The sequence below is a fragment of the Gordonia sp. SL306 genome, assembly GCF_026625785.1.
Classification (GTDB): domain Bacteria; phylum Actinomycetota; class Actinomycetes; order Mycobacteriales; family Mycobacteriaceae; genus Gordonia.
This window is the reverse complement of the sequence record NZ_CP113063.1, coordinates 1,927,096-1,939,002: the sequence shown is the minus strand read 5'-3', so window position 1 is coordinate 1,939,002 and position 11,907 is coordinate 1,927,096. Positions and strand designations below refer to the sequence as shown.

General features: G+C 65.9%; 13 protein-coding genes and 1 tRNA gene. 6 read left to right on the top strand and 8 right to left on the bottom strand.

What is annotated here, in order from left to right; translation table 11 throughout:
* The 3 genes from OVA31_RS08855 to OVA31_RS08845 form a co-directional block, all read right to left on the bottom strand.
* Positions 1-924, bottom strand: coding sequence for a LysR family transcriptional regulator (locus tag OVA31_RS08855; protein ID WP_267630705.1), 924 nt, complete (start codon positions 922-924; stop codon positions 1-3).
* Positions 925-1,025: 101 nt separating this feature from the next.
* Positions 1,026-1,238, bottom strand: a complete 213-nt coding sequence (locus tag OVA31_RS08850) for a hypothetical protein (RefSeq protein WP_267630704.1) — start codon at positions 1,236-1,238, stop codon at positions 1,026-1,028.
* 157 nt (positions 1,239-1,395) lie between these two features.
* Positions 1,396-1,471, bottom strand: a tRNA-Thr gene (locus tag OVA31_RS08845).
* Between the two features lie 127 nt (positions 1,472-1,598).
* Between OVA31_RS08845 and OVA31_RS08840 the strand changes: the two genes are divergently transcribed.
* The 3 genes from OVA31_RS08840 to OVA31_RS08830 are packed head-to-tail and all read left to right on the top strand — an operon-like array spanning position 1,599 to position 5,242.
* Positions 1,599-1,973, top strand: coding sequence for a hypothetical protein (locus tag OVA31_RS08840; RefSeq protein ID WP_267630703.1), 375 nt, complete (start codon positions 1,599-1,601; stop codon positions 1,971-1,973).
* Between the two features lie 3 nt (positions 1,974-1,976).
* Complete coding sequence (locus OVA31_RS08835) at positions 1,977-4,424, top strand: hypothetical protein (protein ID WP_267630702.1); 2,448 nt, start codon at positions 1,977-1,979, stop codon at positions 4,422-4,424.
* On the top strand, positions 4,421-5,242 hold the full coding sequence (locus OVA31_RS08830; RefSeq protein ID WP_267630701.1) for a hypothetical protein: 822 nt from the start codon (positions 4,421-4,423) through the stop codon (positions 5,240-5,242). Before OVA31_RS08835 ends, OVA31_RS08830 begins: the two co-directional genes overlap by 4 nt.
* A 22-nt stretch (positions 5,243-5,264) precedes the next feature.
* Here the strand turns inward: OVA31_RS08830 and OVA31_RS08825 are convergent, their stop codons facing one another.
* The 4 genes from OVA31_RS08825 to OVA31_RS08810 are packed head-to-tail and all read right to left on the bottom strand — an operon-like array spanning position 5,265 to position 7,731.
* Entirely contained in the window at positions 5,265-6,128 is an 864-nt protein-coding gene (locus OVA31_RS08825) for a lipase family alpha/beta hydrolase (protein ID WP_267630700.1), read from the bottom strand.
* Between the two features lie 40 nt (positions 6,129-6,168).
* Positions 6,169-6,600, bottom strand: coding sequence for a VOC family protein (locus OVA31_RS08820; RefSeq protein ID WP_267630699.1), 432 nt, complete (start codon positions 6,598-6,600; stop codon positions 6,169-6,171).
* A gap of 60 nt (positions 6,601-6,660) precedes the next feature.
* Complete coding sequence (locus OVA31_RS08815) at positions 6,661-7,116, bottom strand: helix-turn-helix domain-containing protein (protein ID WP_267630698.1); 456 nt, start codon at positions 7,114-7,116, stop codon at positions 6,661-6,663.
* Positions 7,117-7,134: 18 nt separating this feature from the next.
* A complete protein-coding gene (locus OVA31_RS08810) occupies positions 7,135-7,731 on the bottom strand; it encodes a hypothetical protein (RefSeq protein ID WP_267630697.1) in 597 nt (198 codons plus the stop codon).
* A 47-nt stretch (positions 7,732-7,778) separates the two neighbouring features.
* Here OVA31_RS08810 and OVA31_RS08805 point away from each other — a divergent pair, with 47 nt between their 5' ends.
* Positions 7,779-8,447: a VOC family protein gene (locus OVA31_RS08805; protein ID WP_267630696.1), complete on the top strand. Its 669-nt coding sequence runs from the start codon at positions 7,779-7,781 to the stop codon at positions 8,445-8,447.
* Between the two features lie 59 nt (positions 8,448-8,506).
* On the opposite strand, the gene OVA31_RS08800 is transcribed toward OVA31_RS08805, so the two are convergent.
* Positions 8,507-9,736, bottom strand: a complete 1,230-nt coding sequence (locus tag OVA31_RS08800) for an NAD(P)-dependent malic enzyme (protein ID WP_267630695.1) — start codon at positions 9,734-9,736, stop codon at positions 8,507-8,509.
* A 248-nt stretch (positions 9,737-9,984) separates the two neighbouring features.
* On the opposite strand from OVA31_RS08800, the gene OVA31_RS08795 reads away from it, so the two are divergent.
* Positions 9,985-10,638, top strand: coding sequence for a GntR family transcriptional regulator (locus OVA31_RS08795; protein WP_267631457.1), 654 nt, complete (start codon positions 9,985-9,987; stop codon positions 10,636-10,638).
* Complete coding sequence (locus OVA31_RS08790) at positions 10,635-11,882, top strand: MFS transporter (protein ID WP_420714159.1); 1,248 nt, start codon at positions 10,635-10,637, stop codon at positions 11,880-11,882. The genes OVA31_RS08795 and OVA31_RS08790 overlap by 4 nt, the downstream gene beginning before the upstream one ends.
* The last annotated feature ends 25 nt before the right edge of the window (positions 11,883-11,907 follow it).

Sequence of the window (11,907 nt, the reverse complement as noted above, 5' to 3'; positions counted from 1 at the left end):
TCAGGCGCTGACCGGTGGCCCCGCCGCGCCGACCTGCATCGCGATGTCGAGCAGGTCGCGGGCCGGACCGCGCAGCGAGATGTGGGGGGTCCACACCGCGCGCAGGGGACGCACCATCCGAAGGCCTGCCACGTCGACGCGGACCAGGCGTCCCGCGGCGATGTCGTCATCGACGGAGAGACGTGACAGGACCGCAGCGCCCGGAGACGTCAGCACCGACGACCGGATCGCGGTGACCGAGCGGAGTTCGATGAGGGGATCGGCAGGCGTGACGCCCGAATCACGCAGTGCGGCTTCGAAGGTGACGCGGGTGCCGGATCCGGGTTCGCGTTGGATGAGTGGTGTGGCCGCGAGCTCGTCGAGGTGGACGCTCCGCCCGTCTGCCCATGGATGGCCGGGCGCCGCGACCACCACGAGTTCGTCGCGGGCGACCACGGCGCTGTCGAGATCGCCTGCCGCGCCGGGGCTCTCGATGAATCCGAGGTCGGCTTTGCCGGCGTGGACGGTCTCGATGACCTCGGTCGAGTTCATCGGTCGCACCGAGATCTTGACGTCGCTGCGGTGGGCGAGCGTGCTGATCCAGAGTGGTACCAGGTACTCGGAGACCGTCTTCGACGCCGCGACCACCAACGTCGCGTGCCGGGCGCCGACCAGCGCGTCGACGCCGGCCATGAACTGGGTCGCCCGCTCGACGAGCGCGTTCGCCCACTCCAACACAGCCATGCCGTTCGCGGTGACGTCGACGCCGCCGGCCGACCGGATGAAGATCTCCACACCCAGCTCGCGTTCGACCCCGCGGACCCGGGCACTCACCGCCTGCTGGCTGATGCCCAGGTCCCGCGCGGCGGCGCCCATGCTGCCGAGCCGGGCGACGGTCACCACGACGTCGAGGGCGGGGATGTCAGGGAGCCGGCGTTGCACCATGCGATGACTTTCTGTCCCGGATGGCACCTGTGCGCATCGTCGCGTCGAGGACGACCTCGGCCGACCGCTGTCGTGTCATCTGGGACAGCGGCGGCCGGCGGTCACTTCTCCGTCGCCGATCCGCCGCCCTCGGTGTCGTCGGACGCGCTCTCGCCGTCGGTGCCGCCGTCATCTCCGGCGGTGTCACCGGATTCCTCGTCCTCCTCGCGGAGCGCGTCATAGCCGTCGACGCCTTCGAGGACGGTGAGCTCCTGATCGAACGCAGCGGAGACAGCCTTCGCTTCCTCTTTGATCTTGTTGATGAAGTCCGACATCGTGTTCTCCTTGCCACCTCGCCCGGCCGCTCGACCGGTGGTCCCGACACCACTATAAGGACGTCTGGGTCATTCGAATGTCGGAAATCTCGGGTGCGAGGGCGGTGCGAGCTGACCAGGCAGTTCGGTAGAGCCGAGAAGACATTCACCGCCGGAATGGAGCCGCCCAGGGGAATCGAACCCCTGACCTATTCATTACGAGTGAATTGCTCTACCGACTGAGCTAGGGCGGCGTGCTGCGCAAGGCAGCGCACACGAGTGTAGCGAGCCCCGATGGCAAGGACAAAACCAGTCAAACGACCGACTGCGAGGGCGTAGCTCCTTGATAAGGTGCCCAGGTCAGACTGCGTTGGGGGATCAATGGCAATCTTCAGTGTCGAGCCGGGGCAACTGTCGGCCGCGGCGGCGAAGCTCGATGGCTTGGCGGCTGAGATCCGCGAGCTCGAACTCGGAACCAAGATGTCGGTGCTCGGCGAGGCCATCCCGGACACGCCGAACTGCGCGTCGCCGATCACACCCATCGCTGCCCGCGCCGACCAGACGGTGGCGACGTCGTTGAGCAATTGCGGGGGCCAGGTCGAGGCGTTCGGCGCGTTGGTGCGGGCCGCGAAGTCGGTCACCGAGTCGACCGACGACTTCAACTCGACCAGGTTCTCGGACGCGGGTGAACTACCGAGCGTCGAGCCGTGGAATCCCGGCAACGTGCCACCTCCGTCCATACCGTCGGGGAATTGACACGTGCCCACACCAGCTCGATCCGACGTCGCCATGTGGCGTCCTCACCAGATGCTGCCCGTCGCGGCGTCCCTCCGGTCGGTTGCCGGCTCGTTGGAGGCCAGATCAGGTCCGATTCGCAACGCGGTGGTCTCCGACATCGACCGCACCACCGGCTGGGTCGGTCACAGCCGCGCGTCTGCCGATGATCGCGCCGAGGCCGAGAAGAAATGGCTGACCAATCTGTCCGACAACTTCGAGGATGTGGCGACGGCCATCGAGCAGGGCTGCGCGAACATCGTCAACCAGAAGAGCGCTCTCGACGCTTTGCAGAACGGTGCTCTCGATGCGGGCTACGAACTCGCATCCACCAGGGACACCACTTGGACGTTGAAGCGTAAGCAAGGTGAAGAGGAGAAGGACGGCGACGCCGCAGCGATGGAGTCGTGGCGGACGCGGTTGGTTGCGCAGGCAAACGAGGTCTTCCACGCCGTGCAAGGCGTAGCGAGTTCGTTGCAATCCGAACTCGGACAGCTGACGACCCTGACTCCCGCGTCCTTGGCACTCAACGGGACCATGGGTGCACGCGACGCAGGTATGGCGAAAGACGGGTACACGCCCGAGGAACTGCGGACGATCGGCCAACATCTCAAGGACGCTCAACTAACGCCCGAACAGATAAAGGCACTCATGGACGGCAAGACGGCCGACGTGCCACCTGGTGTCGTGTCCTACCTGCGCAACATGTTCGGCGGTCTGAGTCCGGAGGACGCTCTCGCTCTTCGATACGGTCTCGACAAGAATGACCCGGCGGCCGGTACGGCGTTCGCCAACGGGATCAACACGCTCGGAAACGAGAAAGTCTCGGGCGGAGGCACTTCGGGCGGATACGACGAGCTTCCCGGATGGATGAAGGACATCGTCGGCGAGCGCGTTCCCGGTGATCGGGGCAGCGACCAGTTCGCCAACTACTTTGCGCGTTCATTTGCGCTCGGTCAGCTGTTCAACGGCGCGACGACACAACCCGGCACCAAGCTGGGCACTCAGCTCGAACTCAAATCGGCCGACCTCGCAGATCTCGCAAGGTCGAACCCGCAGTATCAGACCACAATGTCGGACCTACTCCTACAGCACAGCATGTGGGGTGAAGCCAACGGCCTTCAGGATCCGGCGCATCCGCACGTGAGCGACGATCCGGCGGCGGCCTTCAAGGACCGATACGACGACACCATGCGGAGTCTGCTGAATGCTGGGGCGCTGAATCACGAATCGTCGACCGCGATCTTGACCGGCCACGGCGATGCCGATGCAGGGCTGCCGGCGGGATACGACTCGAGCCGGACCCTCCAGGCTTTGTACGGGTTCCATTGGGAAGATCGTGGCTCCACGGTCGGCCACCTGACGGACTGGATCGACGATTACGCGGGCGATCAGGGGAACAGCTACCGTGCCGGTCTATCGGCGGAGGCATTCCGCGGCATGTACGACTTCAACACCGATCCAAAGAATTTCACATCTCTGATGGACATGTCCGGCGGCCATTCCGGGTCGTTGGGTGATGTGAATCCAGAATTGGCCAAGTCTCTGGAAGAGGCCACTCGTCCTTACTTGAATGTCCTTGGTGGTGGCAACCCTGCCAATTACGGTTTCGGCGACGAAGCAACCAGACATCTGCTGCACCTCGGGGGAGACAGCCCGGAGATTGCCAACGACCGGGAGATGCAGGATCAGGTGCGACGTCTGTTCGGGGTCATCTCATCGGGCGACGATGCTCAGGCAAATCTCATCCGGGACATCGGGATTCAGCAGGCGCACAACGCCGAGCACGTTCCGCTGGCACTGAACGAAGGGCGCGGGTTCGCGGGCGACCTCGCGGCGCGTAACGGGTGGTTGCAGAGTCTGTTGCGGGACGGTGTGATGGCCGACCAGTTGGACGACTGGCACGACGAGAATCCCGGAAACGACATCGATGACGACACGGTGAACAACCTGAAGTCCAATACGAAAGACATTGTCACCACAGGACTCGATGCCGTTCCGGTTGTGGGCGGCGCACTTTCGCTCGGTGCCGGTATCGGTATCGACTGGGCGAGTTTGCCTCAGCACGAGGCCGGGGACTCGGGCAATATCCCGACGCACGTGTCAGTGAATGACACTCTCTTGGAGCAACATTGGTCGACATGGGCTGCGACGCATCCACGGCCGACGGGCGACATGGAGATGGACAGAGCCCTGTTCAATTCCGACGGCTCGCTCAAGTCGTTGGACGTGATCCTCGACCAGAACAATCCAGACCATGGGGAGGGGTCGACTATCGGTAGTGATCAGCTGACGGTCTACCTGAACGAGCAACTCAGGGCGGGAGGGCACGAACTGGGCGACTACGACTCGGTGTACCTGTCGAGTGCCGGAAATGACAATGATGCTATCGACTACAATGCTTACAAGCAAGATCTTTTGGGTGACAAGTGAAGAAGCTGATTCAAGTTTTGCTGTCAGCAGCGGTCTTGTTGGCGGCATGTGGCACTGGTGGTGTGGACGAAGCATCTGCGCCATCTTCGTCGGAATCTTCTGATCCGTTGGCGGGCTACACTTTTCCACACGGATTCGGTTCGATGACGACAGTGTGGCAGGCTGCGCCCGGGCTGGATCTTGCTGATACGCAGGGCACTCTGGTGCGGGCGTATTTCGAGTCGCAGTTCATCGCGGAATGGAGCCGAGCGTCGGCGGCCTTTCCTGGTTTCGTTGATTTTCAGGCAGCCAGTGGGCACAACATAGCTGAGATCACGCCTGAGCGAGATCACTTGTGGGGAGGTACGCGACGGTTGTTGCTCAGGTCGGTATCTGTATTGGGCGACGAGTTTCGCGCATCGATCTGTGACGATCGTGGGGGGCTCTATCTGAAGGACCGCGTCAGCGCGGGTGGGGCATCGAGTGCCTCGAGTGATAAACCGGGCGAGAGTCAGCGCACATACATGCAACCTGCGGCATCGTGGTACGTGGTGGTTCGACGTAACGGTGAGCCATCGAAGTGGCCGGCAAAGGTCGACATCGGCCCGGCGCGAGCGCCGAATTGGGACGTGTTCCACGGCTGGGGACTTGTGGAGCGGGGCTTTGACGCGCCATGGAAATCGGATACCGACTGTGGTCGGTGGGCGCAGAGCAACTACCCGGGTGCGGTCGCGCCGGACAAGCCTCTGCAACGCATGTATCCCAACGGATTCCCTGACCCGGCCTTCCAGCCAACGCTCGAGCAGTCCCCGGGATGGACTCGCATCGGACAGCCCTGAGGTAAAACGACCCGCCTGCGGATCAACCCGGATAGTCCTCCCCACACGGCACCGTGACGCGGTGCGCCGGATCGAGGCCGTTGCGGACCAGCGCCGCGACGGTGGGGGAGAAGGCCATCCCGAGATGCCCTATCTCGGATTTCGGGCACACGTCCTGCACGCGGGTGTTGGTGACGTTCGGTCCCGGGGTCATCAGCGAGTTCTGCCACGGCGTGACGATCTCGTCGTGAATGGTCGCCAGGTTGAGATAGCGGATGTTCGGGTGGCGCGGTCCCCAATCGTTCTCGCCGGGTTGGCGGGCCGCGGCGGGCAGGCGGTCGGTGATGTTGCTGGTCCGGGAGAAGCCACGGTTCGGGGCGGACAGGCCGATGATGGTGTCGATCTGTGCTGCCCGCCCCGGCAGCTGACTGACGAGTTGCGCGATCGCGCCGCCCTGCGAGTGCCCGACGAAGTCGACCCGGCGGGCGTGTGTCGCCGCCAGCACACGGTCGACGAGCGCGGCGACCTGTCGGGCGGACCGGTTCTTGTCGCCCAGCCCGCCGACGTTGCCGCTCCAGCTCGTCAGGCCGTAGGTCATGCTGAACACGCAGTACCCGGCATTCGCCAGAGTCGGCGCCAGATAAGCGAGGTTGGCGTCCTGATTCAGTGCCGTGCCGTGCAGGAGGATCACCGGGTCGCGCCCCGAACGATCATGGCAATCGAAGCGATTGGAGCCGGCCGGCGACGTGGTGGCAGGCCTGGTGAAACCGGTGGCGACGGCCTGATTGACGTCGGTGGTCACCGGGAACGGTGCCGCCGACGCGTTCCCTCCGACGACGGTCGTGAGAGCCGTCGCGATGACCGCGAGGCCGCCGAACAGTCCGAACCGCTTGAGCGTGCGCTGCATGTGGTCATTCTGCCCCGGCGGCCCTCATCGGTGCGGCAGATCAGGCGGTGGCCAGATCCGGTGCGAGTTGGGTGAGCCGGACACTGTTGCCCGACGGATCACGGAAACCCGCGTCGATCCCATATGGCCGCTGTTCCGGCGTCTCGGTGAACTCGACGCCCCGCGCAGCGAGTTCCTCGTACGAGGCCTGGCAGTCCTCGGTGGTGAGGAAGACGGTGCCGGCGAATCCCTTGGCGGTGAGCGCGGCGATCTCCTCCCGCGTACCCGCGTCGATCATCGGCGGACCGGGGATGGCCATCAGCACGATGGAGACGTCGTCCTGCCCGGGCGGTCCGACGGTGAGCCATCGAAAGTCGCCCATTTCCTCGAAGCTGACGTCCTGTCGGATCTCCATGCCCACTCTGCGTGTCCAGAAATCGAGCGCCTGATCTTGGTCGTGCACCCAAAGTTGGGCGCTGGCAACACGAATCATGATGATCACCGTTCCTTGTCGGGGTTCTCGTGGATCTGGTGGTGTTGGGTGATCCTCACGTTATGAGCCGGCGACGTCCGGGGTCTTCTTCCCGTGTGCTGTCTTCGGTCTGCGCGTCGTCGGTGCCGGTCGGCCGTAGATGCGCATCACACAGGTGGGCACCGGGACATAGGCCTTCGCGGGCGGGAACGATGACCGATAGGCGGTGGGCGTTTTGCCGAAGGCCTTCGTGAAGCTGGTCGTGAAGGATCCGACGCTCGACAACCCGACCGACATGCAGATGTCGGCCACCGAACGGTCGGTGTTGCGCAGCATGGCGGCCGCGCGCTCGAGCCGACGGGTCTGGAGGTACGCGTGCGGAGATTCTCCGAACGTCGCGGCGAAGGCACGTGTGAAGTGTGCCCGCGACAGACCGGCCGCCGAGGCCATCTCGTTGACGGTCAGCGGCTCGGCGAAGCGGGCGTCGACGAGGTCCTTGGCCCGCAGCAGATGGCGAGCCGGAGGCGGGCTGGGCATGTGTCGATTATGCGCCGACTAGCGCCCGCGCACGTGTTTTGTGTCGAGGCGGTCCAGCAGCGCCCGACCCCGCGGCGACAACTCGTATCCGACGTCGAGGCTGTGGGTCAGGCCGAGCTTCTTCAGCTTTCGCACGTCGAGCTTGAAATCAGGCCGCTCCCTGCCCAATTCGGCAGCCAATTCGGTCGAGACGACGGCGGGCCGGCGTGCGATGACGTCCAGGGTCGCGCGTGTCCACGGCCCATACGACGACCGCGCGTCGAGCCGGGCCAGTCGGGTCAGCAGATCGTCGATGTCGTCGTCGGACAGGGCGTCGTCCTCGCGTAACGCGATGCGCGGATCGGGCCCCGCCCATCGCAGACCGACGCGGAAGATCGGATCGTCATTCGCTCGCAGTTTCGCGATGGCCTTCGCAGGCGAATCGAAGCCGGCGCGCCGGGCGTCGTCGTCGGAGATGTCGTCCGCGCGGATCTGCGCCACCGACACGATCTCGACGACGCCTGCCGAGCTGACAAACGTTGACCCGACCGTGACACGCGGGACTTTCCATCGACGAAAGGCCAGGTCGATGGAGCCGTCTGCCACGCCGTGCGCCGTTGCGGCGGGAAGGAGCACAGCCACCAGGGTACCCAGGAGCGCGAACCGGTCGTAGTGTCGGAGACATGACCGGATCCAGTGGAACCCCAGTCAGTGCCGCGGCCGCAACCGAGGCGATCTCCGACCCGTGGCGGGTGCTCGCCGACACCCTCTACGCCGCATACAAGACCGGCGGCATGGTCAAGGGCGGTGAGTTCGTCGCCAAGATCATCGACGCCGCCGAGGCGGTGCAGCATCATCCAGACATCGAGTTGCGTTATGGCTCAGTTCATCTCGCCTTGACGACGCATAGTGCGAACGCGCTCACCGAGGCAGACGTCGCATTGGCGAACACGATCTCCGCGATCGCCGCCGACCTCGACCTCGAGTCGCTGCCTGCGCCGCCCGCCCGCTTCGAACTGGGCATCGACGCACTCGACATCGCCACGATCAGGCCGTTCTGGAAGGCGGTCCTCGGATACCGGGACGAACCCGAGGAGACGTCGGTCGACCTCGCCGACCCGGCGGGCATCCTGCCGGGAGTCTGGTTCCAGCAGATGGACGGGCCGCGACCGCAACGCAATCGCGTCCACGTCGACCTCTGGGTCCCGCACGACGTCGTCGAGGACCGCATGGCGGCCGCCGTCGACGCGGGCGGGTCGCTCGTCACCGATGAGTTCGCCCCCGAGTGGTGGGTGCTCGCCGATCCGGAGGGCAACGAGATCTGCCTGTGCACCTGGCAGAACCGCGACTGACGCTGATTCCGTAGCAGTAATATGCGCTCACCGCGTATTACTGCTACGAAAAGGTCGGCTCAGGCGACACCTTCGGCCTTCGCGGCCTCGGCGACTGCCGCCGCGACGGCCGGTGCGACCCGCTGATCGAGCGGGCTCGGGACGATCCGGTCGGGGCGGATGTCGTCCGCGGCGACCGAGAAGATCGCTTCTGCCGCAGCAAGTTTCATGCGTTCGGTGATACGTCGTGCGCCGGCGTCGAGCGCACCCGCGAACACGCCCGGGAAGGCGAGCACGTTGTTGATCTGATTCGGGAAGTCGCTGCGACCGGTCGCGACGATCGCGGCATGCTTCGCGGCCACGGCGGGATGGATCTCCGGGTCCGGGTTCGAGAGCGCGAACACGATCGCGTTCTCGGCCATCGAGGCGATCAGGGATTCATCGATCTTGCCCGCCGAGACGCCGAGGAAGACGTCGGCACCCGCCAATGCCTCCGCGGGGCCACCGCCGAGGCTGCGCGGGTTGGTGCGCTCGGCGAGTTCCTGCTTGATCTCGTTCAGGTCGTCGCGGTGGAAGCTGACAATGCCCTTGGAATCCAGCACCACGACGTCGGTGACGCCCGCGTGGTCGAGGATGTTCGCGCAGGCCACGCCCGCGGCGCCGGCGCCGGAGATGACCACCTTGAGGTCGCGGAGATCGCGGTTCTGCTGGGCCATCGCACCCTTGAGGGCGGCGAGTACCACGATCGCGGTGCCGTGCTGGTCGTCGTGCATGACCGGGCAATCGAGGGCCTCGATGACGCGCCGTTCGATCTCGAAGCAGCGCGGCGCGGAGATGTCCTCGAGGTTGACCGCGCCGAAGCTCGGCCGCAGACGGATCAGGGTCTCGACGATCTCGTCGGGGTCCTTGGTGTCCAGCACGATCGGGATCGAGTTCAGGCCCGCGAAGGTGCGGAAGAGGGCGGATTTGCCCTCCATCACCGGCAGCGAGGCGCGCGGGCCGATGTCGCCGAGCCCGAGTACTGCGGTGCCGTCGCTGACCACCGCGACGAGCCGGTCGGTCCAGGTGTATTTGTTCACCAGGTGGGCCTCGTTGTCGATGGCCCGTGACACCTGCGCCACGCCGGGCGTGTAGGCGATCGACAGATCCCGCTGGGTGTCGATCGGGGACCGCAACTCCACCGAGAGTTTGCCCCCGACGTGAGCCATGAAGATCTCTTCGTCGGTGATGGGCACATCGTCGATCGACGGCTCGTTGAACGGCGCTCCGGTCTGCCGGTCGGTCGGGACGTTGTCTGCCGTGCTGGCCACTGTTCCTCCTGCGTAACCCGCGTCATCGATGAGGCGGGTAGACGGTGGCGCCACATCGGCGGGGCGCCCGAATATCCTCGTCGGTCTCGACTGCATCTGGCCGGTGTGACCATCAGATGCCGCGACCGCCGCGTCCGGATAACGCAACAACCTGGGCGCGGAACCCGCTCAGTGTCCCACCGTCTCGACGACCGGATCAAGGTGCCCCCCGAATGATCGCTCGGGCCGGTAAGATACAACTTGTGTCTATGTTGAGTGCCACCCCTGAATCGGCTGCTGAGCGCGTATATCGCGAGGTCAAGGGTCAAATTCTCACAAACGAGATCGTCGGCGGTGAGCTCATCAGCGAGGGCGATGTGGCCTCTCGCTGTGCGGTGAGCCGCACTCCGGTCCGCGAGGCGTTCCTGCGTCTGGAGGCCGAGGGATGGATGCGTCTCTACCCCAAGCGCGGCGCGCTCGTGGTGCCCATCGGGGAGCGTGAAGCGCGCGACGTGGTGGAGGCGCGAACCCTGCTCGAGGGACACGCTGTGCGGTCGGTCGTCGGAGATCACTCCGTTCGCGGTTCGCTCACGGCACGGCTCGCGGAGAATCTCGTCGCCCACCGCGCGGCGGACCCGGCCGACATCGCCGAGTTCTCCCGGCTCGACGCCGAGTTCCACCAGCTCATCGTGACCGCGGGCGACAATCCGTTGCTCGCCGACTTCTTCGTGGGCCTCGGTGAACGGCACCGCCGGATGACCACCGCGAGCGTGCACCGGGACACGGGCGTCGCCGCCCGGATCCTGTCCGACCACGGCGAACTGCTGGCCGCCATCGAAGCGGGTGACGCCGAGGCCTTTGCGACCGCCCTGGCCGCGCATCTCGCGGCCGTCCACGACATCAGGCCGGGGGAACGCTCATGAGTGTCGATGCCATCGACCGCCAGACCACCGCGACGGCGATCAGAAGCGGTCGCTGGATGGCAGTCTCCGCGGCAGTGTTCGCCGCGGCGTGGGGCGGCAACGAGTTCACGCCGCTGCTGGTGATGTACCGGCAGAACGGGGGCCTGTCCGACGTCGCGGTGGACAGCCTGCTGTTCACCTACGTGCTCGGGATCGTGCCGGCCCTGGTGATCGGTGGCCCGCTCTCGGACCGGCTCGGTCGTCGGCCGCTGATGTTGCCTGCGCCGATCTTTGCCGCGCTGGGCTCGGTGTTGCTGGCACTCGGACCGCACTCGTTCGCGCTGCTGAGTGTCGGGCGGGTGGCCAGCGGCGTGGCGCTCGGCCTGTCGATGGCGGTCGGCGGCAGTTGGATCGCCGAGATCAGTGCCCGCGACGGATCGGGTGCGCCGGCAGGCGCACGCCGGGCGGCCATGAGTCTCACGGCGGGATTCGGTGTGGGCGCTGGGCTCGCGGGTGTGCTGGCCCAGTGGGGGCCGTGGCCGACGGTCACGCCGTACGCGGTCAACATCGCGGTCGCCGTCGCGGCCCTGCTGTGGTTGTCGGGCAGTCCGGAGACCCGCCCCCGCCAGGAACACCCGGGCCGACTGCTCGACGACCTGAAGATCCTCGGGATCGCCAACCGCCGATTCCTGTTCGTGGTGCTGCCCGTCGCGCCCTGGGTGTTCGGCGCGTGCGCGTCGGCGTATGCGGTGATCCCGGCGCTGATGACCGCGCACACCTCCGGTGCGCCGATCGCCTTCGCAGCGCTGTGTTGCGTGCTGGGACTCGCGGCCGGTTTCGGTATCCAGTCCGTGGGCCGCCGCATCGACGACCCGCACGGGGTGCGCGGCGTGGTTCTCGCCCTGATCGTGCTCGCCGTCGGCATGGCACTGGCCGCGGCCGCCGCGGCGATGCTGACGATCTGGCTCTCGCTCCTGGCCGCCGCAGTGCTGGGTTGCGGGTACGGCATGGCGATGATCTCCGGACTCCTGGAGGTCCAGCGGATCGCCGGTCCCGACAACCTCGCCGGACTCACGGCGGTGTTCTACGGCGTCACCTATCTCGGCTTCGCCGTGCCGGCCGTGCTCGCGTGGACATCGCAGACCTTCGGGTCGGTCACCTACCCGATGATGTTCGGCGTCGGGATGGTGGCGGCGGTGGCCTGCCTGGTGATCGTCGCTCTCGCGCACCGCGCCGATCGGGCACGTGACGTCGCGACGAGCTGATCCGCCGGAACCCACTTCATACACC